This window comes from Citrobacter sp. wls716, from assembly GCF_005280975.1.
In the GTDB taxonomy this organism is placed as follows: domain Bacteria; phylum Pseudomonadota; class Gammaproteobacteria; order Enterobacterales; family Enterobacteriaceae; genus Citrobacter; species Citrobacter youngae.
This window is the reverse complement of the sequence record NZ_SZWX01000057.1, coordinates 19,891-45,553: the sequence shown is the minus strand read 5'-3', so window position 1 is coordinate 45,553 and position 25,663 is coordinate 19,891. Positions and strand designations below refer to the sequence as shown.

Sequence of the window (25,663 nt, the reverse complement as noted above, 5' to 3'; positions counted from 1 at the left end):
ACCTATACCACCGCAGCAGTAGAGTTTATTTCAGTGTTGGTCTGCTTTTTTCCTGCGAACCGTTCAACAATCTGCGCCGCATTCAAATCATGGATAACGTTAATCAGTGTGGCCGGCGCATCGGTAATGGTGCCCAGCACCACCAGCATCGGAATCGCTTCCATTGGCAGGCCCAGCGTGGTGACGATAAAGATTTCACCGAGGAACGCCCCGCCCGGCACGCCGCCAACGATAATGGCGGAGAGCACCGCAATCAGCATCGTCAGGAAGAAGGTTTCGGTAGTGAATTCCATGCCCAGCACGGAATAGATAAAGACGATTTTCAGCGCGGCAATCATCGCCACACCGCCCTTGTTCAGGTTAACCAGTAGCGGAATGGACACATCAACGATTTCCGGGTTAATCCCCATCGCCTTACCGGCGCGCAGGGTTACAGGTAGCGTTCCCAGTGAAGAGCAGGTCCCCAGCGCGGTGGCTGAAGGTTCAATCGCGTTTCGCCAGAAGGCTTTGACCGCCGGAATACCGCCGCCAATATACGAATAGAGAATCGAGCCAAAAACGAAGTAGACCAGCGTAGCAACCATAAACAGGCCGATAGCGCGGGCAAAGGTTAACAGTAGTGCAGAGTCCTGACTGGCCATGGTGGCCGCGAAATAGCAGCCCAGACCAACCGGTGCCACCTTCATAATGATCGAGACGATCTTCATGATCACGGTATTGGCATCTTCCAGCAGCGACGCAATGCGTTTACCCGCCTGATCCGATTGCCCAATCGCCACACCGGCGATGATCGCCATTACGATCAGCGCCAGAATATTGGACTTAGAAAACAGTCCGATAAAGTCGCTGGTGGTGATCATGCTGACAAAATCCATCTTGCCGCTGCCCGCCTGCACCGACTGCGAGAGATCGATAGTGACGCCCTGTGCCGGGTTATACCATAGCGCCAGCGCGACGATCCCCGCCGCAGGAATAAAGGCCATTGCGATCGAAACAATGAAGATAATCGCCATAATACGTCCCAACCTTTTCAGGTCGGTCATACTGGCGATGGAAGACATGACGCTGATCCCCACCAGTGGCACAATAATCATAAATAACAGGTTCAGGAATATCTGACCTATCGGCTGGAGTTTACCTGCAAACGATGGGGCATAAATACCTAATAAGCCGCCAATCACCAGAGCAACTAATAAAATAATCGACGATCTGTAGGGTTCGAGTCGTGACCACATAATCGGTACCTTTAGAATAATAATTAATGAGATTAAATTCACAATGTGATGAGTTTCCGTTTCGCCTCCTTTTATTTTGTGACGTAACTCACCTAAGTTGTTATTTTTTCATTTTGCCAGCAAGTTGTTTCCTGTGATTCAATAGTTGCATGTTTAAAAGGCGAATGTAACGGCCTATTCGTACCGTTTTTGCAAATCACTTGTGAATTTAAGGAAATTATGAGTACGCCGATTTCACTCAAGCATCTGGAGTTTTTTACTAAAATCGTCGACTGCGGAGGATTGTCAGAAGCCGCGGCGCAGCTCAACGTCTCGCCATCCGCGGTCAGTAAAAGCCTGGCGGCGATGGAAGATACGTTAGGCACGACATTAATTAAACGCACCACCCGCAGTATTACCCTGACCGATGCCGGGCAATATCTCTTTAATCGCGCTAACAAGCTGTTGAAAGAATTCGACGAAACCCTGAACACCACCTCCGGTTATTACCATAACCCGCAGGGTGAATTACGCATAACCTGCTCAATTGCGTTTGGTTATTCCCGGCTGGTAAACCTGGTGGATAAATATCGCTCCCAGTTCCCGGATGTGAATCTGTATATCGATCTCAACGATAACTTCGTCAATCTGAACGAAACGGATTTCGACATTGCCCTGCGAATTTCCACCGCGCCGCCGCAAAACTATGCGATGCGCAAGCTGGTGCCTGTTCGCTGGGCGTACTGTGCCTCACCCGGCTACCTCGCCAAAAAAGGTATGCCCCAGCGTCGCAGCGATCTGGTAGATCATGATTGCCTGGTTTACCCGGGCCTCACGCCGGTACTGAAGGTGGCAGATGAACAGGATCGACTGCATCAGTTAAAACTGCATATGCCGATCCAGGCCAACAGCAGTCTGGTGCTGTTGAAGTCGGTGCTAGAAGATCAGGGGGTGGCGTATTTGCCCACTTATCTGATTGGCGATCATATTCAAAAAGAAGAGATAACACCGCTGATGCTCGACGGCACCATCACCTGTGAAACTCATGCCCTGTATGCGCTCTATTTTCCCAGTAAGTACAGCAATCCGAAGGTGCGTTCGTTTATCGATTTTCTGGTCGCAGAACTTGGTCCCTTACCGGCGTGGGATAACTGGATCCCAGGATAAACGCTTCCCACCTGAAAATGGGAGACGCGCCACAATTTTTGCGCGATCCCCCCGTCTGGCTCTATCCTTAAGCCTATGAATAAAATTGCTGAACTCAAACGTGCCAAGCGCCTGGCGCTCTCATTGCTGCTGATCGCTGCCGCGACGTTCGTCATCACGCTGTTTTTGCCGCCCAACTTCTGGGTACTCGGGATCAAAGCGATTGCTGAAGCGGCGATGGTCGGCGCGCTGGCGGACTGGTTCGCCGTGGTAGCGCTTTTTCGTCGGGTGCCGATCCCGTTTATCTCGCGCCATACGGCGATTATCCCGCGTAATAAAGACCGAATCGGCGAAAATCTTGGTCAGTTTGTACAAGAAAAATTCCTCGATACCCAGTCGCTGATAGCCCTGATCCGCCGCCATGAACCGGCGCTGTTGATCGGCAACTGGTTCAGCCAGCCGGAAAACGCCCAGCGCATCGGCCAGCATCTGTTGCAGATCATGAGCGGTTTTCTCGAACTGACCGACGACTCGCGCATTCAGCGGCTGATCAAGCGGGCGGTGCACAAGGCCATCGACAAGGTCGATCTCTCCGGAACCAGCGCGCTGATGCTGGAAAGCATGACCAAAAACAATCGCCATCAGGTGCTGCTCGATACGCTGATCGCCCAACTTATCGCCCTGCTCCAGCGCGACAGTTCACGGGCGTTTATCGCCAGACAGGTAGTGCACTGGCTGGAAACCGAACATCCGCTGAAAGCAAAGATCCTGCCGACCGAATGGCTGGGCGAGCACAGCGCCGAGCTGGTATCGGATGCCGTTAACTCCTTGCTGGATGACATCAGCCACGATCGGGCGCATCAGATCCGCCACGCATTCGATCGCGCCACGTTTAAGCTCATCGACAAGCTCAAACACGATCCTGAGATGGCCGCGCGGGCCGAAAGCATGAAAAGCTATCTGAAGGAAGACGAAGCCTTCAACCATTATCTTGGCGAGCTGTGGGCAGACCTGCGCCAGTGGGTGAAAACCGACATTAACGCCGACGATTCCCGCGTGAAGCAGCGCATCGCCAGCGCCGGGCAGTGGTTCGGCGAAACGCTGGTAGCCGACAGCGCCCTGCGCGCATCACTGAATGGGCATCTGGAGCAGGCCGCGCATAAAGTTGCCCCGGAGTTCGCCAGCTTCCTGACGCGCCATATCAGCGACACGGTGAAAAGTTGGGATGCACGCGATATGTCGCAGCAAATTGAGTTAAACATTGGCAAAGATTTGCAGTTTATTCGCGTCAACGGCACGTTGGTTGGCGGTTCAATCGGGCTGGTGTTATATCTGTTGTCGCAAATTCCGTCCCTGTTGACGCTGGCGAATTTTTAAGGAGGAAGATTCAATGACGATGAGCATCCGCATTTTTTCCCTGCGCGAGACGCCAGAAAAGCTGCACGAGATCACCGCTTACTTTCAGCAGCAATGGGCCTCAGAAGACTCCATGGCGGTATACGAGGATGCATTGCGCCGTTGTATTGGCGCAAAGAACCCGCTACCGCAGTGGTACTGGCTACAGGATGGTGGCAGCATTGTTGGCTGCGCTGGATTGATCACCAATGATTTTATTAGTCGCGGCGAACTGTGGCCGTGGCTATGCGCGCTCTATATCGATCCTCGCTATCGTGGTCACGGTCTGGCGTTTCGCCTGATCGAACATATTGCACAGCAGGCCAGACAGCTGGGTTTTACGCAGCTCCATCTGTGTACTGACCTGGAAGGTTTATACGAGAAAGCGGGATTTTACTTTGACGGGCCAGGCTATCATCCGTGGGGGGAAGTCTCGCGGGTCTACAGCCGTAATCTGTAAACGCGCAATTGTTGCACATCAATAAAACCTGACATATTACAGGGTTATAATGCGGCGTCTTTTTACTGTCTCCCGTGTTACGGGGAAGGAAAATCATGTCGCTAATCACCGATTTACCCGCTATTTTCAATCAATTCTCCGACGCCCGTCAGAAAGGTTTTCTCACCGTAATGGATCTTAAAGAGCAAGGTATTCCGCTCGTTGGGACCTATTGCACCTTTATGCCGCAGGAGATTGCGATGGCGGCGGGCGCGGTCGTCGTTTCCCTGTGCTCGACCTCTGATGAAACCATTGAAGAGGCCGAAAAAGATCTGCCGCGGAACCTGTGTCCGCTAATCAAAAGCAGCTACGGGTTTGGCAAAACCGACAAATGCCCCTACTTCTATTTCTCTGACCTGGTGGTGGGCGAAACCACCTGCGATGGTAAAAAGAAAATGTACGAGTACATGGCCGAATTTAAAGCGGTACATGTAATGCAACTGCCCAACAGCGCCAGCGATGCAGCTTCCCGTGCGCTATGGAAAGCCGAGATCCGGCGTCTGCAGCAGGTCGTCGAAGCCCGTTTTGGCACAGCCATTACCGAAGCTGCGCTGCGTGAAGCCGTTATTCTCAAAAACCAGGAACGCCGGGCGCTGGCGAATTTCTACCGCGTTGGCCAACTTAACCCACCCGCGCTTAGCGGCAGTGACATTCTGAAAGTCGTCTACGGCGCCACCTTCCGTTTTGATAAAGAAGCGTTGATCGACGAGCTTAATAGCATGGCCGAGCGCGTACATCTGGAATGGCAGGCAGGGAAACGTCTGGCGTCACGTCCGCGCATCCTGATAACCGGCTGCCCCATTGGCGGCGCGGCAGAGAAAGTCGTTCGTGCCATTGAAGAAAACGGTGGTTGGGTCGTGGGTTATGAAAACTGCACCGGCGCAAAGGCCACCGAACAATACGTGGCGGAAACCGGCGATGTCTACGACGCGCTGACTGATAAATACCTCGCCATCGGCTGCTCCTGTATTTCTCCTAACGATCAACGCCTGAAAATGCTCAGTCAAATGGTTGAAGAGTACCAGGCTGACGGCGTCGTCGATGTCATTTTGCAGGCTTGCCACACCTACGCCGTTGAATCACTCGCTATTAAGCGTCACGTACGCCAACAGCACAACATTCCTTATATCGCGATTGAAACCGACTATTCCAGCGCAGATATCGGCCAGCTCAGTACCCGCGTCGCCGCATTCATTGAGATGTTGTGAGAAACGCAGATGACATACTCAATTGGGATTGATTCTGGATCCACGGCGACGAAAGGCGTTTTGCTGGAAGGTAACGTCATCAGACGCCGCTTCCTTTGCCCAACGCCTTTTCGCCCCGCGGACGCGATCGCGCAGGCATGGGAAACGTTGCAGGCTGGGCTGGAGAACCGACCATTTTTAACCCTCACCGGGTACGGACGGCAGCTCGTCGATTATGCCGACAAACAGGTCACTGAAATTTCCTGCCACGGGCTTGGTGCGCGATTGCTGGCTCCCGGCACCCGCACAGTGATTGATATCGGTGGTCAGGACAGTAAAGTCATCCAGTTGGATGACGATGGCAATCTCAGCGATTTCTTAATGAATGACAAGTGCGCTGCCGGAACCGGGCGGTTTCTGGATGTTATCTCACGCACCCTCGGAGCCAGCGTAGAGCAGTTGGATACGATTACTGCTGGCGTCGAACCGCATGCTATCACCAGCATGTGTACAGTATTTGCCGAGTCAGAAGTCATTAGCCTGCGCTCTGCGGGCATCGCGCCAGAGGCGATTCTGGCTGGCGTGATCAACGCAATGGCCAGACGCAGCGCTAACTTCATCGGGCGGCTTTCAGCACAAGCACCGCTGTTATTTACCGGCGGAGTCAGCCACTGTCACGCCTTTGCCCGTATGCTCGAAGGTCATGTAGGCATTCCCGTACACACGCATCCCGACGCACAGTTTGCCGGTGCAATCGGAGCGGCGTTGATAGGCCAGCGTCAGGGGAAACGTCAGTGAAGGAAACGCTGTTCTTGTTTCATTCCACTGTCGGTGTCATCAAAATGCGCAAGGCGCTACAGGCCGCAGGGGTCCGCTTTCGGGTGGCGGATATTCCCCGCGAGCTACGCGGTGGTTGCGGACTCTGCATCTACATCGACTGTGCTACTGGCATGGAAGAAGAATGGGTGATCCCTGGGCATACCGAATCTATCTACCGCCAGGAAAACGGAAACTGGCGCTGTATAGCCGCGTTCCCCGCCTCCTGAACACGCCTGATTAGCGCGAAACGCTGATATATACTCGAATTATCCAGGGTATAAACAACCGCTTATAGTCTGTAAAGACCATCACTCCGCTAACGCCATAGATATATTTTCATCAGATTGTTCTGCAATTAAATGTCAGCATTTAATAACCTGTAAATAACAGTCAAACACCTCTCTAAAAACTTTATAATTTACTTTTATGTATATACATTTACTGATAGCACATGCGTAAAAATGGACATATTACTTAAATTGCAACAGCACTTGCGGGAAGAGCACATGTCGAGGTTAAAAAACTCATACTTGGGTTGATTATTCTGGCTGGTTTAATTAGCACGGTAGGCGATTATAAAAACTTTGGTCTATTTGGTGCAGCAGGATTGTTGATTATATTTCTGTTAACAACCGTTTTCTTGTGGCAATGGGCTTCTGGAAAGTTTCCGATGGAAGTCATGCGTATTTCCATTACGCATAATCCTCTTTTTTACCTCATTCTCTGTGCCGTTGCATGGGTAAAAGTGGATATCTGGAAATGGCTATTTAGCGATCTGCAGTCGGAACAAAACCAACCGATATGAGCCTCAAAATCATATGTAAAAAAGGCGTCTTACTAAAGACACCTTGTTCAATCATTACAAAAACTTAGAACTGGTAAGTCAGACCAGCAACAACCTGGTTATCGTCGTTTTTGCCATCAAGCAGGTTAATTTTGTAACCCACATCAGCCACCATGTTTTTGTTGAAGTAGTAATCAGTACCCAGCGCAACGTATTCGGTCTTATCCGTGTTGTTATTGGTGTCACGCGTATGCACGTATGCCACGTTCGGACGCAGGCCAAAATCAAACACATAGGCAGCCATCGCTTCAAAATGTTGTGCTTTATCAACACCCTGAATCAGATTATGGGACTCGCCGTACAGGGTCGCAACGTAGATAGCATTCGCGTCATATTTCAGGCCAGCGCCCCAGAATTCAGCGTTATTACCTTCCCACTTACCGTCTTTATTGCCTTTCTTTTGGTCTGCGGTAATTGAGCTATTTGTGTAGGTCGCAATGGCAGAAACACCGGAATCCGAAATATTGTCATAGCCCAGGGAGAAGCCGTAGCCGTTACCGTGCTGCTTAGCCGGATTTCCATTGGTATCATCCTGACCCTGGTATTGCGCGCCGATGTTCAGACCATCAACGGCACCAAACAGATTTTTGGTGCGGAGTGTTGCAACGCCAGAAGTGCGTGTAGTAAGGAAACGGTCAGTATCCTCAAAGGAGTCGCCGCCGAACTCTGAAAGAGTATCAGTATAAGCTCCCACATCGTAAGCGATGCCATAGTTACGACCATAGTCAAAACTGACGTCATGACCATAATCCAGGCCAGCAAACGCCAGACGTGTATTAACGCCATTCTGAGAACCTTCTGCTTTAGCGGCATCAAACTGACTTTCAAACTGGCCGTAACCGGTAAGTTGATCGTTGATTTGCGTCTCGCCGCGAAAACCCAGACGTGTGTAGGTTTCATCAGCATTAGTACCATCAGTCCAGGAATGGGCTGCTTTTACTTTGCCGTAGAGATCCAGCTTGTTGCCATCTTTATTATAAATTTCCGCTGCATGAACGGAGGTTACCCCTAATGCCATTGCAGCTATGGATTAAGGGGCAATACCAATAACACACCAAAAAAAATACCAATGAAGGTAATAATGAAGTGGCAAGACATAATTCATTTTTGGATTTTCAATCAAAACCGGACAGCGATAATTACTCGAGACTTTCACTCTCATTAACTGAGCGATGCAACATTAATGCTTCAGCAATAATATCTTGTTTACTTTTACGCGTTTCAAATGCCAGTGTTCGGACATATTCCCAAAGAGAAGTATCAACACGGGCACTTAAAAGAACCATATCTTTAGATCGGGTCCCTCTGGCTTTTCGGATATCGGGATAATCTCGAGAAGGCATTTTTAACTCCTGAACGCAATAACACGCTTATGGCGATGAAATATGCAGTCAGTGTAAAAACATGTCAACGGCAAAAAAAAAATCACAATAGTAATGAAACTGTTAATAAACACAAAAAAGTGGAACGATATTTCAAATGAAAGATAACTTGATTGTAGAATAATGTGTAATTTTTACTTTACGAATATTTGTTCTTACTCATTTGATTAAAATGGGAGAGGCTGGACGAGTAATCAACCTGCGTAAACAAAACATCATTCTGACCAATAAGTTACAGAGCGTGATTAATGTCTACTTTTATCTAAACCCTCTGTTTTTATACGCCCTTAAGTACACATTAACGGCACTAACCGTTGGGCAAATCAGTGTGATTCTCACTTCGCATTGACCTGTTTTGTCGAAAAATAAGCACGAAAAGGTAAAAATAAGGTAAATGGTGCATTTTTTTGCACGCGAAAATAAGTTATTTTTAATTGATATATATCAATTTTCGCTCCGCAATTACGCTGCAAAAAATGCCATCAGCATTGATGGAAACATTATTTTACGTCGCGTCCAGACGGGGAAAATAGTCAGCGAAAATCAGCGGGAAGTGATACGCGGGCCGGAATGGCCCACGTTGTAAAAGGGAAGGAAAATCAGGCGTTAACTTTATCCAGCGGCCAGGAATCAAACAGATAACCATCAAAATCAATGTCATCAACATTTGAAAACTCCAGCAGACGCTGTTTGACGTTTTCCAGATGCTGCCACATGGCCAGCTTGGCCGCGCGGGCATCTTTTTTAATGAGTGCCGCCAGGATCTGCTTGTGGTCGCCCATCCACTCTTTTCGGTAATGAGTATCGTCGAGGTGGCTATGGAGCTGGATCCACATCGGGTTGTTCTCACGCCACTGCCATGACTGGCGAAACAGCTCCACCAGCATGCTGTTATGCGTGGCTTCAGCGATGGCGAGATGGAACTGCATGTCGCCGCTTTCAGAACCGTTCGGCTCACTGGACGCCAGCTCCCGCTCTTCCAGTTGCAACGCCTGGCGCATTTTGACGATATCTTCGCGGGTAGCCTGCAGCGCGGCAAATTCGGCGATATTGCTTTCCAGCAGTTGTCGCGCCTGCAGCAGCTCAAACGGGCCCGCATCATTGCAATGATTTGCATCCGTACTGTCGATAGTCTGCGCGTCCGCGTTGTCGAGCACGTAGATCCCGGCCCCGCGGCGCACGTCCACCAGGCCTTTAATTTCCAGCATGATTAACGCTTCGCGAACCACCGTACGAGTGACATTGAGCATCTCGGCAATTTCACGCTCTGGCGGCAAGCGCTCACCGGGCTGGTACGGCGTCTGAACAATCAGATCGCGGATCATGGCACCCACTTCCTGGTAGGGTCTTTGCTGAGAAGTGTTCGATTTCATCGTGTTACGTCCGTCAGATGCGTGTAGTCAGATACGGGGAATAGGTATCGAACTATAGCATTTGCGGGAAGCCAAAAACAGAAAACGGGTCAACCAAACCAATATTTTGATTGACCCGTCATAGTTCGGAAGTTACGCGTCAGCGCTTAATGCCGCAACGCACTCACGTGCGCCGTGTTCACATAGCTGTTGATACGCCGCAATAATGGTCTCCACAAAGTCGGCGTTTTCCGCCAGATCATGACCAAAAATGCCAGACAGCCCCAGCAGCGCCGTCACACGCTCGGCTCCCTGGTACTGTTGGTTAATGCACTGAAATTCCGCCAGCATTGGGTCGACAACATCAATGGCCTGCCCCTGCTCATCCACACCGTGGGTGTAGCGCATCCAGCCCGCCACGCCCAACGCCAGATGATGCCAGCCGCTGGCGTTTTGCAGGTGCAGACGCACTGGGTCCAGCAGGCGCTGCGGTAATTTCTGGCTGCCGTCCATCGCAATCTGCCAGGTACGGTGGCGCAGAGACGGGTTGCTGAAACGCTCGATCAGCAGCGTGGCGTAGGCGTTGAGATCGGTGCCTTCCGGCATCGAGAGCGTCGGCGCTTGCTCCTGCATCATCAGCGCAAACGCCGCTTTGCGGTACGCCGGGTTGGTCATAGTATCGGCGATGGTTTCATAGCCGCCGAGATAACCCAGATATGCGAGGAAAGAGTGGCTGCCGTTGAGCATGCGCAGTTTCATCATTTCAAACGGCACCACGTCGGCTACGAACTGTGCGCCAACCTTGTCCCAGTCAGGACGACCGTTGACAAAATTGTCTTCAATTACCCACTGACGGAACGGCTCGCAGGCGATAGCACACGGATCGTAAACGCCCAACTGGTCGGCAATCTCCTGCAACGTTTCCGCCGTCGCCGCCGGAACAATGCGGTCGACCATAGTACACGGGAAAGTCGCATTAGCTTCAATCCACTGCGCCAATTGCGGGTCGCGCGCCTGCGCCAGCCCCAGTACTGCGACTTTCGCCACATGCCCATTTTCACGCACGTTATCGCAGGACATCACGGTAAAGGCCGCCAGCCCCTGCTCACGGCGCAGGTACAGCGCTTGTACGATGTAACCAATCGCCGATTTCGGCGCGGTCGGATTCGCCAGATCGTGTTTAATCAGCGGGTTATTGAGATCTAACTGACCGCTGGCCGCATCGGTGCAGTAGCCTTTTTCGGTGACCGTCAGCGAAACAATTGCCGTCTGCGGGCGCGCCATCGCCTGTAAAATACCGTCACAGCCGTCAAGATCCGGGTGCAGCGCTTCTTTCATTGAGCCGATCACTTTCAGCACGGTGTTGTCCGCGCCTTTTTCCGCCACGGTATACAGCAGTTGCTGCTTGCGCAGATTTTCAATCAGTACGCGGTCATTACCCGGCATCAGGTTAACTTCACAGATCCCCCAGTCGCTGTCGGTGGTTTCCAGCAAATGATGGGTGTACAGCGCCTGATGCGCGCGGTGAAAAGCGCCGCATCCCAGGTGAACAATGCGGGATTGCAGGCGCGAGCGGTCCCATGCAGGGCGCGCAACCGGCAGGTCGCTATTGGCAATTGTCGTTGTCATCGTGAACTCCAGAACCCGTTGAAAGGCCAACGGATGAGAAAAGAAAAACGCCGGCCAGACTGGTGGCCGGCAACTCGCTTTAGCGGCTGAAGAAAGCGCGCTGGATAGCCATCTCAACGCCGCGCACTTCCGCCAGCCCTTTCAGGCGACCAATCGCGGAGTAGCCTGGGTTGGTTTTCTTTTTCAGATCGTCCAGCATCTGGTGGCCATGGTCCGGACGCATGGGGATCAGATCCTCTTTGCCCTCGGCTTTACGGCGTTGTTCTTCTTCAACGATCGCTTTCACCACTTCGTACATGTCGACATCGCCATTCAGATGCGCCGCCTCATGGAAGGTTTTCGGGTTATCTTCACGCAGCGTGGAGCGCAGATGGGTGAAGTAAATGCGTGGGCCAAACTGTTTGATCATGTCGACCAGATCGTTGTCCGCCCGCACGCCATAGGAGCCGGTGCACATGGTGAAACCGTTCGCCATGCTGTTGACCGTATCGACCATCCACTGCATATCTTCCACGGTGGAAACAATGCGCGGCAGGCCAAGGATCGGGCGCGGCGGATCGTCCGGGTGTACCGCCATGCGTACGCCAGCTTCTTCCGCCACTGGAATAATCGCCTTCAGGAAGACGGCGAAATTCTCACGCAGCGCGGCTTTGTCGATATCTTTATAGCGCGCCAGATGCTGGCGGAACTGGTCGAGCGTGTAGCCTTCTTCCGCACCCGGCAGACCGGCGATGATGTTGCGGGTCAGACGCGCCTTATCTTCATCGCTCATGGTAGCGAAGCGTTCATTTGCCTGAGCAATCTCTTCGGCGGTGTAATCCGCTTCCGCGCCCGGACGCTGGAGGATATGCAGCTCAAAGGCGGCAAATTCAATCTGGTCAAAACGCAGCGCTTTGGAGCCGTCCGGCAGGACGTATTCCAGGTCGGTACGGGTCCAGTCGAGAACCGGCATGAAGTTGTAGCACACGGTACGAATACCGCACTGAGCCAGGTTACGCAGGCTTTGCTGGTAGTTGGCGATCCACTGCAGATAGTTACCGGAACGGGTTTTAATGTCTTCATGGATCGGTACGCTTTCGACGACCGACCAGACCAGGCCCGCCTGCTCAATAATGGCTTTGCGTTTTAGGATCTCATCAACTGTCCACACTTCCCCGTTCGGGATATGGTGCAAAGCGGTGACAACACCTGTGGCACCCGCCTGACGTACATCCGCTAAGGTGACCGGATCGTTAGGACCATACCAGCGCCATGTCTGTTCCATGTTTTATTCCTCGTTACGTTATGGACTCGACGATATGGCACATAAATTCCTCCTTTTGGTATGACATGTCAACCTGAAGCTCAAAATTGGTTAACCAAATCACAATTCATGCTGATGATACCGCCATTTTACGGCCATGCAGCCCAGTAAGAATGTAAACATGTAACGCAATGTGACATTCATCGCATCAATGGTTAACCAATATATGTAGCATCTCAACCAAAATCATAATAGTTCAACCAATAAAGGTAGACGTTATATGCACGTTCTCAATATTCTGTGGGTCGTATTCGGCATCGGTCTGATGCTGGTGCTCAATCTAAGATTCAAAATAAACTCGATGGTCGCCCTGCTGCTGGCGGCGCTCTCGGTCGGTATGCTGGCGGGTATGGATTTAATGGAGCTGCTGCACACCATGAAATCCGGTTTTGGCAGCACGCTGGGTGAACTGGCGATTATCGTGGTATTCGGGGCGGTCATCGGTAAGCTGATGGTTGATTCCGGGGCGGCGCATCAGATTGCCCATACGCTGCTGGCGCGCCTCGGCCTGCGCTACGTGCAGCTGTCGGTGATCATTATTGGTCTGATCTTCGGCCTGGCGATGTTCTATGAAGTGGCATTTATTATGCTGGCGCCGCTGGTGATCGTCATTGCCGCAGAGGCGAAGATCCCGTTCCTCAAGCTGGCGATCCCCGCCGTTGCCGCCGCCACCACCGCTCACTCGCTGTTCCCACCACAGCCGGGCCCGGTTGCGCTGGTTAACGCCTACGGCGCGGACATGGGCATGGTCTACATCTACGGTATTCTGGTGACCATTCCGAGCGTGATCTGCGCCGGGCTTATCCTGCCGAAGTTCCTCGGCAACCTCGATCGCCCAACGCCGTCATTCATGAAAGCCGACGTACCGGTTGACCAGAACAATCTGCCCTCCTTCGGCGTGTCTATTCTGGTGCCGCTGATCCCGGCAATTATCATGATCTCCACCACCATCGCCAACATCTGGCTGGTGAAAGGGACGCAGGCGTGGGAAGTGGTCAACTTCTTAGGCTCATCACCGATTGCAATGTTTATCGCTATGGTTGTCGCCTTCGTGCTGTTTGGTACCGCGCGTGGTCACGACATGCAGTGGGTGATGAATGCCTTTGAAAACGCGGTGAAAAGCATCGCCATGGTGATCCTGATTATCGGCGCTGGCGGCGTACTGAAGCAGACCATTATTGATACCGGCATTGGCGATACCATCGGCATGCTGATGTCGCACGGCAATATCTCTCCGTACATCATGGCGTGGTTGATAACCGTGCTGATTCGTCTGGCAACCGGACAAGGCGTAGTCTCAGCCATGACGGCGGCAGGGATTATCAGCGCCGCCATCCTCGACCCGGCAACCGGTCAACTGGTTGGCGTCGATCCGGCGTTACTGGTGCTGGCAACGGCAGCAGGCTCCAACACCCTGACCCATATCAACGATGCCTCGTTCTGGCTGTTCAAAGGCTACTTTGACCTGTCGGTGAAGGATACGCTGAAAACCTGGGGTCTGCTGGAGCTGGTGAACTCCGTGGTTGGCCTGATTATCGTATTGATCATCAGCATGATTGCATAACGTCGATACCGCTCTGGCCCGCAGCGCCAGAGCGGTTTTCCATCCTGCCTCAACAATCCTCAATAATCAGATACACCGCCTTCACCGGGCCATGCACCCCAACCACCTTGATAAGCTCAATATCCGCCGTCGAACTGGGTCCACTGATGATGTTAATGCACGATGGCATACGCTCGCCGGCCTGCGCCTTCTGATGCAGTTTTTCTGCCAGTTGCGCCACGCGCGGCAGGATAGCGCTTTTGCGTAGCACGAAAATTGAGGACTCCGGCAGCAGGCTAATTGAACGCCCACGCTCCGGTGCGGAAAACAGCACCACGCCGCCGGACTCGGTCAGGCCATACTCGGCATACACCACGCCCACTTTCGCCTGCTCGGCCTGAGTAATATTTTCGCTGCCACGCGCCGGATCCCAGACCACAGCGTTACATTCCTGTTGCAAGCGTTCGGTAATGCCCAGCGCCGCCAGCCGGCTGTCGCCGCTGATGACCACCGGCTGACCCAACTCTTCGCACAGGCGTTGCGCGGCTTCTGCGGCCAGGTCTTCGCGAGTCAGCTCACAGCGGGCCAGCATCACTTCACTGGCAAACTGGACAAACGCATCGCAGCGCTGCTGCGGGCTAAGTTCGGTCAGGCGTTCATTGGCATAGTTGTTCACCGGCGCGGCATCCGTTTGCGGCTCAAAACGCAGCGGGCGGCCCAGCGCCTGGGCAATGGTGTCTAAAAACGCGGTACGGTTATCCATTCTTTTTCTCCTGCGCCTGATGTTTCTTAAACCAGCTGCGGAAGCTCTCGCCGTCGGCATCAGGCAGATCGCGCGCCTCCATCCAGTCACCAATCGCGCCAACCTTGAGCGGGGTTTTGCCACCGTTGATAAACCAGCTCGCCGCATGTGCGCCCGCCATCATCCCGACTTTCCACAGCCCCGGATGGCTATTGGCGTAGGCGAACATTTTGATCGCCCGTCGCTCGGCTTTCGGCGTAATGCCCTCCTCGGCCATCACCCGACGATGCCGCAGTATCAGTTTTGACAGCGGAATCTTAACCGGACAAACGCTGTCACAGGCCGTGCATAATGAACAGGCGTATGGCAGATCTTTAAAATCTTTATAGCCGCCGAGCAGCGGAGAGATCACCGCGCCGATAGGGCCGGGATAGATAGAACCATAGCCGTGTCCGCCAATGTGACGGTACGCCGGGCAGGTGTTCATACAAGCCCCGCAGCGGATGCAGCGCAGCACATCGCGAAACTCTGAGCCCAGCACCTGCGAGCGGCCGTTATCGACAATCACCAGATGGAACTCTTCCGGGCCGTCGACGTTATCCGCCTCGCGTGGGCCGGTCAGCCAGGTGTTGTAGCCCGTCAGACGCGCGCCCACGGCGCTGCGCGCCAGCATGGTGATCAGCACATCCACCTCGGCAAAGGTCGGCGCGATACGCTCCATGCCCATCACCGCAATGTGTGTTTTCGGCAGCGTGGTACACATCCGCGCGTTGCCTTCGTTGGTCACCAGGCAAACAGAGCCGGTTTCCGCCACAGCAAAGTTACAGCCGGTAATACCGATTTCGGCACTGAGGAAATCCTCGCGGATCTTCTGGCGAATGAATAAGGTCATCGCCTCTGGCGTTTCCGGGCCGTCATACCCCAGACGCTCATGCAGCACGCGGCGGATCTGATAGCGATCTTTATGAATAGCCGGGACCACAACGTGCGAAGGCGGATCCTGATCCAACTGCAGGATATATTCGCCGAGATCGGTTTCGATCACCTGAATTCCGGCATCCTGCAGCACATGGTTGACGCCGATCTCTTCGGTCACCATCGACTTGGACTTCACCACCTTCTTCGCATTTTTACTTTGCGCGACCTGCAAAATGTAGCGGGTAGCGTCTTCTTTGGTCTTTGCGAAATAAACGTGGCCGCCGTTTTGCGTCACTTTCTCGGAGAGTTGATACAAGTAAGCGTCGAGGTTGCTCAGAACATGATCGCGGATCTGGCTGGCACGATCGCGCCAGTCTTCCCAGTGACCTAGCTCATCAACCATTTTCTGCCGATTCGCACCAATACGCTCCTGCGCGTTGGCCACGGCTTTGCGCATGATCGGATCTTCGATCTGCTGACGAATGCGCAGTTTAAATTCTACATCGCTGGTTTTTATCGACATCTCTTTCCCCTCAGCGGCTCATCAGCACTTCAGCAATATGCATCACTTTGACCGGCTGGCCTTCACGTTGCAGTCGGCCGCCAATATTCAGCAGGCAGCTGACGTCAGCGCCAATCAAAAACTCCGGCTTCGCATCCATCAGATGTAAGACTTTTTCTTTCACCATCTCACCGGATATCTCGGCCATCTTGACCGAGAACGTCCCGCCAAAGCCGCAGCAGGTATCCTGATCGGCAAACGTCATCAGCTCCAGCCCGCGCACGTTTTTCAGCAGCGTCAGCGGCTCTTCCTTCACTCCCAGCTTGCGGGTCAGGCTGCAGGAAGGATGATATACCGCGCGGCCCTGCAGGCTGGCGCCGACATCCACCACACCCAGTTTGTTGACGATAAAAGAGGTGAGATCCTGCATACGTCCGGCAACCTTCTCGGCGCGCAGCGCCCATTCAGGCTCATCCGCCAGATACGTCGGGTAGCTTTTTACCGCGTAGGTGCAGGAGCCTGCCGGGGAGATAATTGGATCGTCGTTGTCTTCCAGGGCGGCGATCAGGTTTTTCATCCCGGGGATCGCCTCTTTGATGTAACCGCTGTTGATGGCTGGCTGACCGCAACACCCTTGCTTCTCGGGGAAATTAACGTGACAGCCCAGTTTTTCCAGCAGCAATACGGAGTCTCGTGCCATCCGTGATTTCAGGGCGTCACCAATACAGGTAACAAAGAAATTTACATTCACAATAATTACTCCATTGCTTCATTTCTGTTTATTGCGCTTGATATCGCTATATCACGCCCAGTCTTCTGTTTGCTGGTTTTGCCGATGTCTGGGTTCATGGTGTTTGTTGGATCATGCTCCTGAGATGGTCGATTTCCGCTTCTTATATCAGGACCATCCTAAATGCCTGTATTTTCATTTGTATGACAAAATCAAATAATCCTCCAATCAACTCGTACATGCAATACCCTGGTTTATTTCTTTCGGCCTCGCTCACATTTTTATATTGAAAACCACCGCGTTATGAACAGCTTAAAAATAGTTTCAGGTGCTGACTATTCCTGTCACTACCATTAATAAAAAGGTTATTAAATAACTATTTATAGGTACTTAGCCTGCTCTTAAGTATATTTACCTGGCATTGAATTTTAATTAAAAGATTACAATAGTTACAAAACCATTAATCATAATTACTTTATTCACTGAAGCGATTCAGTTTGCATCTTTTATTTACACGGCAATATAGCCTTCCCGCCATAAATATAAATCAGGTTTAATAAACCAATCAGGAATAGCAATGAACGAATACTTTATGTTTGCCCTGGCACTCTCTCCGTTACTACTGATGGTATTTTTAATATTGAAATTGAAAATGCCTATTCATTATTCCGTGCTGATCTCTTTAGTATTCACCGCGGCGCTGTCGGCTGTGTTCTGGGAGATGCCCGTACAGAATCTAAAAGCCGCGATAGGCTATGGCGCACTGAAGGGATTATGGCCGATTGTGATTGTGATCCTCGGCGCCATCTTCAGTTATAACGTTATGCAGGCGACCAAAGCGCTGGATATTCTGCGCGATATTCTCGCCAGCATTAGCGAAGATAAGCGTATTCAGGTGCTGCTGATTTCATGGTGCTTTGGTGGATTTCTTGAAGCCGCGGCGGGTTATGGTACAGCAGTCGCCATTCCGATCGGTATTCTTATCGCACTGGGTTTCAACCCGCTGAAGGCGGCAATCGCCTCTCTGGTGGCAAATACCGTTCCCACTGCATTCGGCGCGGTCGGGATCCCGGTTTCTATTCTGGCGGAACAGGTTAACCTGCCGGTTTATACCTTAGGCGGAACCATTATTCTGCAGCTTGCGCTGTTTAATATCCTGCTGCCATTTGTGATTATCTGCATTATTGGCGGCGGTCTGAGAGCCATTCGCGGCGTATTTTTAATCACGCTGATTTGCGGTATTACCACGCTGGTTCCGCAGTATTTTGTCGCTATTCATCTCGGCGCTGAATTACCCGCCTTTGCCGGTAGCCTGGTCAGCCTGTTTGCCGTGGCGATGGTTAGCCGCCTGCGCAAAGGGCAAACCGATCCCGAGTGGCGAATTGAAGTCAGCCATAACCGCGAAACCACTCCGCGTTCGGCAAAAGTGTTGTTCCGCGTGGGTTCTATCTATCTGTTTATTTTTGTCTTTATCCTGCTGTGTTCGCCGCTGTTCCCGACGATAAAAGGCGCAGCCTCACAACTGGCCTCGGTGCTGCATTTCACGCTTGCCGACGGCGAAACGCTGGCGCTGAAGGTTGAATGGGTGACCACCCCGGGGATGCTGATCATCTTTGCGACTATTATCGGCGGCTTTATTCAGGGGGCGTCCGCGCGCGGGATGCTGGAAGTGTTTATCAAAACCATTTTCCAGCTTAAAAATTCCATTGTGGCGATTATGGCGATCGTCGCACTAGCCACGGTGATGGATCTCAGCGGGATTATCTCCACACTGGCCCAGTCGATTGTCGATCTGACCGGCAGCTCATACGTCTTCCTCGCCCCGGTGATTGGCGCACTGGGCACGTTTGTTACCGGCAGCGATACCAACTCGAATATTCTGTTCGGCAAACTGCAAACTATTGCCGCCAGCAAACTGCATATCGACCCCAACTGGCTGGCGGCGGCCAACACCTCTGGCGCAACGGGAGGGAAAATGATTTCGCCGCAGAGTATCGCCATTGCGGTTTCAGCCACAAAAATGGACGGTCAGGCCAACCAGATTATGTCTGGCACCATGAAATACTGCTGTGCCTACATAGTGATCCTCGGCCTGAAAGTCGGTCTCTTTTATTACTGGTTTATGGCGTAAGCCATTGTCAACCCCGCCAAATTCGCGGCAATCGTATTTGACGCAATGGTGAACTAAAAGGTTTACACCGACCCGGAATCGGAACGACGTCACTGGCTTTACGATTTGTCGGCGCTGACTACAATAGCGCCGATGTTTCAAATCGAGGATTGTTGTTATGTTGTTCTGGAAAAAGATGGTGAAGAAGTTCGACGCCTTTTCCGCGTTGATCCCACCACGCTACTTCCGGGTGTAATGCCTGATGGCGCTTCGCTTATCCCGCCTACGTTTAACGCTCTTTTGTAGGCCGGACAAGGCGCAAGCGCCGCATCCGGCAGCGACCGCAGAATAAAGCACGCCTTCTTTCACTTACGCAGCCTGCACGCCCTTAACACCCTGACCCACAAACGAAGCCATGCAAAACGGTAGACCAGCGGATGCTGAAATCGTAGCAATGTCAGAAACATAACTCCCCCGCGCTAACGAAACGTTGGCAGCAGACCAAATACATCCAGAACAACCGTCAGATAGACAACTGCTCCGCAGATAATCACCAGGTTAAGCACGGTGTTATTACAGGGCGCGGTATAGCTGCTGGTTGAAAAACGCTTGCGCGCGGCTTTCACCAGGAACGGCGGCAGGATCACACTCCAGATGGTAAAGGCCAGACCGGCGTAACCAATCGCGTGCACAAAACCGTTCGGGAAGAAGAAGCACACGGCGGCTGGCGGGAAGTAGGTCACCAGCGCGGTTTTCAGGCGGCCCATGCCGTCGTCCGGGAAGTGAAACAGGTCGGCGATGTAATCGAACAGACCAAGTGTCGCCGCCAGCAGGGAACTGGCTACCGCGAAGTTGCCGAAAAAGGTGAGGATCAGATCCATATAACGGCTGGTGAACAGCCCGCTGATGGCCTCGACAAACACATCGATATTGCCGCCTTTGGCGATAATCGGCGGGAATGAGGAACGGCTGATGTTACCCATCGTCACGCCCAGCCAGAAAATATACAGCAGCAGAGCAAACAGCGTACCGATGATAATCGAACGCGTAATATTCGAGACTCCGCTTGTGCCATACAGTTTGACCAGGCTCGGCACGTTACCGTGAAAACCAAACGAGATGATGCAGAACGGCAGCGTCATCAGGATATACGGCAGATACTGCGAATTGGGCAACGCCACCGCCACGCTGTCGATGAGTTTTGCCACTTCGATATGGCCAATCAGCCCGGAGAACGTGGCAAAGAACGCCACAAACTTACCGATAATCAGCACGGTAGTGATGCGTCCAACCAGCAGGGAGCTATACCAGGCAATCGCCCCTACCAGCATACTGACGATCACCACCGAGATATTCGCCGGAAAGCGCACGCCGCTGTATTTGAACACAGTTTGTGCCATCACCGCCGACGAACCGGAGATATAGGCATAGGTCAGAATATACAGCACAAAGCCGAAAGCGATACCCACCACGATATTCCACTTCCGGCCTAATAAATCCTGAGTAAAGGTATTAAAACTGGCACCGGCGCCATAATGCAGGTTAACTTCGACCAGCATCAGACCGGTTAATAACATCATGATGGCGATAAACAGAAGAATAACAGAGGCACCGGGGAACCATACGCCGGCCATCGCAATCGGCAGGGAGAACATCCCGCCACCCACTACGGTCGCGATAACCAACATGGTTCCGCTAATCAGTCCGGGGGTACTACTCTGTCGCTCAATGGCATTAATATCCATGATAAATGTTCCTGTAGACTATTCGTTATAATTACAGCTGTCATTTGTACATCATGCGGATAATAAAAATGTCGGAGTCAGGGTTTACTTTTTTTAGTTATGTCACGGTAACGGGCACCGCAAAGGCTTCCTGTTCATGGAAAAGGAATACAAAAAAGCCCCATCAGGTGATGGGGCCATAACTATTTTTTAGATGTAATCAAAGCGTGCAGTAAAGAAACGCAACTGCTTCGGCTCGTAAATAAACTTCAGCCCGCGAATATCTTCTTTGTGCTGGTAAAGTTTAATAATACCGTCAGCTACGACATCCATATGCGCGTAGGTATAAACGCGGCGTGGAATAGTCAGACGCACGGTTTCCAGTTTCGGTCTGTGGTGTTCACCGGTCACGTTATTACGGCCTGCAGAGATTATTCCGCGTTCCATACTGCGCACACCAGTTTCCACATAAATGCTCGCCGCCAGGCTTTGCGCCGGGAACTCGTCCTGCGTCAGATGCTCGCAGAAGCGACGCGCATCGAGGAATACCGCGTGACCGCCTACCGGTTCAACAATCGGTACGCCAGCGGCTTTCAGCTTATCGCCCAGGTAGCGAACCTGCTTCACGCGGTGCTCAATATATTCGTATTGCATGGCTTCGCGCAGGCCAATCGCCATGGCTTCCATATCACGTCCGGCCAGGCCGCCGTAAGATGGCATCCCTTCGTAGACCACGACTAACTCTTTGGCAGAAGAGAACATTTCGTCATCGTTCATGCACAGGAAACCGCCGATGTTCACCAGACAGTCTTTTTTACCACTCATGGTACAACCGTCGGCGTAGCTGAACATCTCATGCACGATCTCGGCGATGCTCTTGTTCTCAAAGCCCTGCTCTTGCTCTTTGATAAAGTAGGCGTTTTCCACGCAACGGGTGGCGTCGTAGAACACTTTAATGCCGTGCGCTTCTGTCAGTTCACGCACCGCACGCATGTTCGCCATGGAGACCGGCTGCCCGCCTGCGAGGTTAACCGTCACCGCCAGGCAGATATACGCAATATTTTCTGCGCCTTTTTCATCAATCAGCTTTTGTAATTTTTTAAGATCGATATCACCTTTAAACGCAATATTCAGACCGGCATCGTGCGCTTCGTCACGAACGATATCGACAAACACCGCACCATTTTTTTCCTGGTGATAACGGGTGGTGGTGAAATACATATTCCCGGCAACATATTGCCCAGGTTTAATAGCCAACTGCGATAACAGGTTTTCTGCGCCGCGGCCCTGGTGAGTAGGAACAATATGTTTAAAGCCGAACAGTTCCTGCACGGTTCTTTCCAGATGATAGAAGTTTTCGCTGCCCGCGTACGCTTCATCACCTATCATCATTCCGGCCCACTGCTTGTCGCTCATTGCGTTAGTGCCACTGTCGGTCAGCAGGTCAATATAAATATCTTTCGAATTTAACAGGAAAGTATTGTAACCCGCTTCCTGCATTTTCTTAAGGCGCTCATCACGCGGGATCATAGATACAGTTTCAACGCTTTTAATACGGAAGGGTTCTGCCGGATAATTCATTTTGTTTCTCCAGTAACAGTGGTCATGTACGTATTAATGTGAAGTAAATCATACCTGGTTCATCAATAAAGTCTGATGAAATATAACTATTCGCCTCCTGAGCCAGGGGGAGAAATAATGTGGAGGCACTATGCAAGATTTGATTGATTATGGAAATAGCCCGGTCAACATTAATCACTGGCAATAATTTAAAAAGCTGTAAATGTGAGTGATGCAAATCACACGTCATTTTTTTACCCGTTAATATTCAACAAGTTTTTTTTTGCGTTTCGATTTGCCATTCGCGGTAGTGCGCCCACTGAGGGGGGAAATACTGAAAACTTAACTTTCCAGGCTGTGCGCATAATGTATTCGTGAATGAGTACACCCCATTTTGTGAGAGTCGGATCACTTCACGGACTTATATTTGTGATTCACATCACCAAAAGTGTAAAGCAAAGTGTACAAAACGGTGTTGTTTCAGAGTTTACTATTTGCTTCAGTGAGTTAGATCGCATTTTTGGCCAGATGCCGACAGGCGTTGTTTTCTGGAAATGGCAGGTATTTAGCAGACTGGAGGGGAATGGATTTATACGGTGAATAATACCGGGTTTATTGGGATGAAGGCGTTTTCTATTTATTCCGAAAGCGTGCTATTCGCGCTTATTTCATATTATTTACATCTGGACTTTCCCCAGTTTACTGGCGTCATTTACAGGGGTTTTATTAGCGCGATGCAAAGGTGTTGGCGCACCAATGCATCGCTGATCGCAGTAACTATTAAAGGAGAATAGTCACCATGACTGATACGCATTGTATTGCAGTTTCATTTGATCCAGAAGTCCACGCCGCAGATAACCGTCGCCTGAAGGTGGGTTATGCGAGCCGTTATCCCGATTACAGCCGTATTCCGGTGAAGTACGTTCGGTTTCCGTCAATTGTGATGAAGGGCCAGTGGCTGAAAGCCGCCGGATTCGACACCGGCACCGACGTTGATGTGCGCGTAATGCAAGGCTGCATCGTATTAACCGCTCGCACCGCCGAACCCGAAGAGTCAGAACTAATGAAATCCCTGCGCGCCGTGGAAAAGCTCTCTGCGCGCAAGCAAAAGCAGGTACTGGAGTTTATCGGGGTGATTGCGGGGAAAGCGTTGAAGGGGTGAGAGTGTGATTGTCATTGTAATTGTAATTGAGGCGCCTGTGGGCGCCTTTATTGAGGAAGCATTTTCATGTGATTTTTTATATCAGCACTAGAATATTTAGCTCAAGAATTAATATCTCTAATTAATAACCAATGTCGATATTCTTATATGCTATTTGAGAAACTGTTACTCAGGTCAACTATTTCACCATCTATTTTTGTTATTTACATGCTTTCATTTCTAGCCATCTTATTTTATTAGAGGATTGCCATGGCCGATATAGAAGGCATTGCAAGAAGGATCTATAACATTACCATTTCACCTGATACAGTCACAGGACTTATCAATGGTGGCCTGTCTGTTCCTTTAGATTATGGATATATGATTTACGGTGTCTTTGATACAGACAGCAGATTTAAACGAGAAACAGAACGTATTCGCATCATGACAGCCATAAAAAATGACATTCTAAATTATGAGAATATCGTCAATGCTGTTTCTCGCATCTTTCATCTTTTTAACAATTTCTTATCCGAACAGGCACAAGATAAAATATACAGAGTCGTTATTACATCTATAGCAGGAAGGATTATTGCAAATACAATCGCCTCAAACATTGCGAAAGCCGTTATCGAAAAAACATCTTTCACTTATGTTGTCTTTAAGGGTAAAGGTAATCCCATAACACTGTTAAGCACCTTCCTTTTATTGGGAGGTATGACCGAACGTTCTATCAGGACATCGGATGGCCTCAGTACAGATGCACCCGAGATATACGAGTTATTAAGACCTCATGACTACGATCTTCTTTATTTCCTTTTCATTGATGCAGTACAACCTTTCGTTGATGCTATACATGCTGGATATACAGAAGGAAAACCTACTTTTATAAAAATAATTGAGTTAGTGGGAGAACATTTAAACGGTAAGTCTAAGGACTGGTAACATGAAAAAACTTATCACCCTAATAATAAATTCATTGTTTTGTGGGTATGTTGCCACCCTTTGTTTAATTTCTCTCATCGAATTCGATTCATGGCAGGATAAAATCCTTGCCATTATTATCATCGTTGGAAGTGCTTATATTATCGCCTTTATAGCCAATAGGTTCTTACCAACAAAGATACACCTGATGGGGGGAATTCTTGATCTATTATCCGGTCCATTGCTAATCGCAGGAGGCCTCGCCTGTTTCGCTTTTCTTGAACCCTGGCCCATAAAAATTATTGGAACATTCGTTTGGATTCTCATCATGCTTTATTTCCCTTCCCGTATAAATATAGATAAGGACTAATCATGTCAAACCCAGCCTATCTGTGGTTAACCGATGCAAATGGCTCCCCCGTAATGGGAAGCTCGCAAGTCGCTGGACGCATTGGTGCTATTGAACTGAAAGCAGTCACTCATCACCTGTCTGTCCCTGTAGATGGGAATACAGGTAGACTGACAGGAACGCGTGTGCACGCGCCGATTACAATACAGAAGGAGTTTGATAAAACAACGCCCCTTTTGTATAAAGCGTTAAGTGAAAGCCAGACATTAAAATCAGCCACAATAAAAATGTATCAAATTCTGGAGGTTGGTATTGAAAGTGAATATTTTAATATCATTTTAGAAAATGTAAAAGTGACAGGAATCACACCAAATTTATTCCCCGGTTCGGGAACAGGAACTCACAATGAAACTATTCAACTAAGATATGAGGCTATTACATGGAAGCACTGCGATGGAAATATCATTTATAAGGATGCCTGGAATCACAGAGTAATTTCGTAACTGCCATTGAGTATTTCACCAGCACAGAAAAATGTGCTGGTTGTGAAAGCATACGTTTTATGAACAAACGAGGTCATTCCTCTCTAATAAACAGTGAGATACACCACCAAAACTTTTGAGTAAACTGATACTGCCATTATTCTTCGT

Annotated in this window: 23 protein-coding genes; 12 read left to right on the top strand and 11 right to left on the bottom strand. The window is 50.7% G+C overall.

Annotated features, from left to right (window positions below; all coding sequences use genetic code 11):
- Nucleotides 1-2: 2 nt before the first annotated feature.
- Nucleotides 3-1,235: a dicarboxylate/amino acid:cation symporter gene (locus FDX24_RS22035; RefSeq protein WP_048212807.1), complete on the bottom strand. Its 1,233-nt coding sequence runs from the start codon at nucleotides 1,233-1,235 to the stop codon at nucleotides 3-5.
- 219 nt (nucleotides 1,236-1,454) lie between these two features.
- On the opposite strand from FDX24_RS22035, the gene FDX24_RS22030 reads away from it, so the two are divergent.
- The 6 genes from FDX24_RS22030 to FDX24_RS22005 all read left to right on the top strand — a co-directional run bounded on the left by FDX24_RS22030 (nucleotide 1,455) and on the right by FDX24_RS22005 (nucleotide 6,487).
- Entirely contained in the window at nucleotides 1,455-2,381 is a 927-nt protein-coding gene (locus FDX24_RS22030; RefSeq protein ID WP_048233971.1) for a LysR family transcriptional regulator, read from the top strand.
- Between the two features lie 75 nt (nucleotides 2,382-2,456).
- Entirely contained in the window at nucleotides 2,457-3,737 is a 1,281-nt protein-coding gene (locus FDX24_RS22025; RefSeq protein WP_115643944.1) for a DUF445 domain-containing protein, read from the top strand.
- Between the two features lie 13 nt (nucleotides 3,738-3,750).
- On the top strand, nucleotides 3,751-4,215 hold the full coding sequence (locus FDX24_RS22020) for a GNAT family N-acetyltransferase (RefSeq protein ID WP_048212809.1): 465 nt from the start codon (nucleotides 3,751-3,753) through the stop codon (nucleotides 4,213-4,215).
- Between the two features lie 95 nt (nucleotides 4,216-4,310).
- On the top strand, nucleotides 4,311-5,462 hold the full coding sequence (locus FDX24_RS22015; RefSeq protein WP_137364932.1) for a double-cubane-cluster-containing anaerobic reductase: 1,152 nt from the start codon (nucleotides 4,311-4,313) through the stop codon (nucleotides 5,460-5,462).
- A gap of 9 nt (nucleotides 5,463-5,471) precedes the next feature.
- On the top strand, nucleotides 5,472-6,239 hold the full coding sequence (yjiL, locus tag FDX24_RS22010) for a putative 2-hydroxyacyl-CoA dehydratase activator YjiL (RefSeq protein ID WP_061067157.1): 768 nt from the start codon (nucleotides 5,472-5,474) through the stop codon (nucleotides 6,237-6,239).
- Nucleotides 6,236-6,487 carry a DUF3343 domain-containing protein gene (locus FDX24_RS22005; RefSeq protein ID WP_086523573.1) on the top strand — a complete coding sequence of 84 codons (252 nt, stop codon included), beginning with the start codon at nucleotides 6,236-6,238 and terminating at the stop codon, nucleotides 6,485-6,487. Before yjiL ends, FDX24_RS22005 begins: the two co-directional genes overlap by 4 nt.
- A 642-nt stretch (nucleotides 6,488-7,129) precedes the next feature.
- On the opposite strand, the gene FDX24_RS21995 is transcribed toward FDX24_RS22005, so the two are convergent.
- The 5 genes from FDX24_RS21995 to uxuA all read right to left on the bottom strand — a co-directional run bounded on the left by FDX24_RS21995 (nucleotide 7,130) and on the right by uxuA (nucleotide 12,731).
- Nucleotides 7,130-8,122 (bottom strand): porin, encoded by a 993-nt coding sequence (locus FDX24_RS21995; RefSeq protein ID WP_137364931.1) that lies wholly within the window; start codon nucleotides 8,120-8,122, stop codon nucleotides 7,130-7,132.
- Nucleotides 8,123-8,243: 121 nt separating this feature from the next.
- Nucleotides 8,244-8,447 (bottom strand): hypothetical protein, encoded by a 204-nt coding sequence (locus FDX24_RS21990; RefSeq protein WP_071887314.1) that lies wholly within the window; start codon nucleotides 8,445-8,447, stop codon nucleotides 8,244-8,246.
- Nucleotides 8,448-9,085: 638 nt separating this feature from the next.
- Nucleotides 9,086-9,859 (bottom strand): Uxu operon transcriptional regulator, encoded by a 774-nt coding sequence (gene uxuR / locus FDX24_RS21985; protein ID WP_003033268.1) that lies wholly within the window; start codon nucleotides 9,857-9,859, stop codon nucleotides 9,086-9,088.
- A 132-nt stretch (nucleotides 9,860-9,991) separates the two neighbouring features.
- Nucleotides 9,992-11,467, bottom strand: coding sequence for a fructuronate reductase (locus FDX24_RS21980; protein WP_137364930.1), 1,476 nt, complete (start codon nucleotides 11,465-11,467; stop codon nucleotides 9,992-9,994).
- 79 nt (nucleotides 11,468-11,546) lie between these two features.
- Nucleotides 11,547-12,731 carry a mannonate dehydratase gene (gene uxuA / locus FDX24_RS21975; protein WP_003837169.1) on the bottom strand — a complete coding sequence of 395 codons (1,185 nt, stop codon included), beginning with the start codon at nucleotides 12,729-12,731 and terminating at the stop codon, nucleotides 11,547-11,549.
- A 259-nt stretch (nucleotides 12,732-12,990) separates the two neighbouring features.
- On the opposite strand from uxuA, the gene gntP reads away from it, so the two are divergent.
- Entirely contained in the window at nucleotides 12,991-14,334 is a 1,344-nt protein-coding gene (gntP, locus tag FDX24_RS21970; protein WP_003033260.1) for a gluconate permease GntP, read from the top strand.
- Between the two features lie 49 nt (nucleotides 14,335-14,383).
- On the opposite strand, the gene FDX24_RS21965 is transcribed toward gntP, so the two are convergent.
- The 3 genes from FDX24_RS21965 to FDX24_RS21955 are packed head-to-tail and all read right to left on the bottom strand — an operon-like array spanning nucleotide 14,384 to nucleotide 17,226.
- On the bottom strand, nucleotides 14,384-15,076 hold the full coding sequence (locus tag FDX24_RS21965; protein ID WP_137364929.1) for a lactate utilization protein C: 693 nt from the start codon (nucleotides 15,074-15,076) through the stop codon (nucleotides 14,384-14,386).
- Nucleotides 15,069-16,496 carry a LutB/LldF family L-lactate oxidation iron-sulfur protein gene (locus tag FDX24_RS21960; RefSeq protein WP_137364928.1) on the bottom strand — a complete coding sequence of 476 codons (1,428 nt, stop codon included), beginning with the start codon at nucleotides 16,494-16,496 and terminating at the stop codon, nucleotides 15,069-15,071. The genes FDX24_RS21965 and FDX24_RS21960 overlap by 8 nt, the downstream gene beginning before the upstream one ends.
- A gap of 10 nt (nucleotides 16,497-16,506) precedes the next feature.
- Complete coding sequence (locus tag FDX24_RS21955; protein ID WP_005134137.1) at nucleotides 16,507-17,226, bottom strand: (Fe-S)-binding protein; 720 nt, start codon at nucleotides 17,224-17,226, stop codon at nucleotides 16,507-16,509.
- Nucleotides 17,227-17,782: 556 nt separating this feature from the next.
- Here FDX24_RS21955 and FDX24_RS21950 point away from each other — a divergent pair.
- Nucleotides 17,783-19,336: an L-lactate permease gene (locus FDX24_RS21950; protein WP_137364927.1), complete on the top strand. Its 1,554-nt coding sequence runs from the start codon at nucleotides 17,783-17,785 to the stop codon at nucleotides 19,334-19,336.
- A 458-nt stretch (nucleotides 19,337-19,794) separates the two neighbouring features.
- On the opposite strand, the gene FDX24_RS21945 is transcribed toward FDX24_RS21950, so the two are convergent.
- The gene (locus FDX24_RS21945) at nucleotides 19,795-21,060 is read right to left on the bottom strand and encodes an aromatic amino acid transporter (protein ID WP_137364926.1); all 1,266 of its coding nucleotides are present in this window, start codon (nucleotides 21,058-21,060) and stop codon (nucleotides 19,795-19,797) included.
- 189 nt (nucleotides 21,061-21,249) lie between these two features.
- Nucleotides 21,250-22,620 (bottom strand): tyrosine phenol-lyase, encoded by a 1,371-nt coding sequence (locus FDX24_RS21940; RefSeq protein ID WP_137364925.1) that lies wholly within the window; start codon nucleotides 22,618-22,620, stop codon nucleotides 21,250-21,252.
- Between the two features lie 778 nt (nucleotides 22,621-23,398).
- On the opposite strand from FDX24_RS21940, the gene symE reads away from it, so the two are divergent.
- The 4 genes from symE to FDX24_RS21920 all read left to right on the top strand — a co-directional run bounded on the left by symE (nucleotide 23,399) and on the right by FDX24_RS21920 (nucleotide 25,516).
- The gene (gene symE / locus FDX24_RS21935; RefSeq protein WP_040230256.1) at nucleotides 23,399-23,761 is read left to right on the top strand and encodes an endoribonuclease SymE; all 363 of its coding nucleotides are present in this window, start codon (nucleotides 23,399-23,401) and stop codon (nucleotides 23,759-23,761) included.
- Between the two features lie 249 nt (nucleotides 23,762-24,010).
- Nucleotides 24,011-24,685, top strand: a complete 675-nt coding sequence (locus FDX24_RS21930; RefSeq protein WP_137364924.1) for a hypothetical protein — start codon at nucleotides 24,011-24,013, stop codon at nucleotides 24,683-24,685.
- A gap of 1 nt (nucleotide 24,686) precedes the next feature.
- Nucleotides 24,687-25,034 carry a hypothetical protein gene (locus FDX24_RS21925; RefSeq protein WP_137364923.1) on the top strand — a complete coding sequence of 116 codons (348 nt, stop codon included), beginning with the start codon at nucleotides 24,687-24,689 and terminating at the stop codon, nucleotides 25,032-25,034.
- Nucleotides 25,035-25,036: 2 nt separating this feature from the next.
- Nucleotides 25,037-25,516, top strand: coding sequence for a type VI secretion system tube protein TssD (locus FDX24_RS21920; protein ID WP_048219803.1), 480 nt, complete (start codon nucleotides 25,037-25,039; stop codon nucleotides 25,514-25,516).
- Nucleotides 25,517-25,663 lie beyond the last annotated feature (147 nt).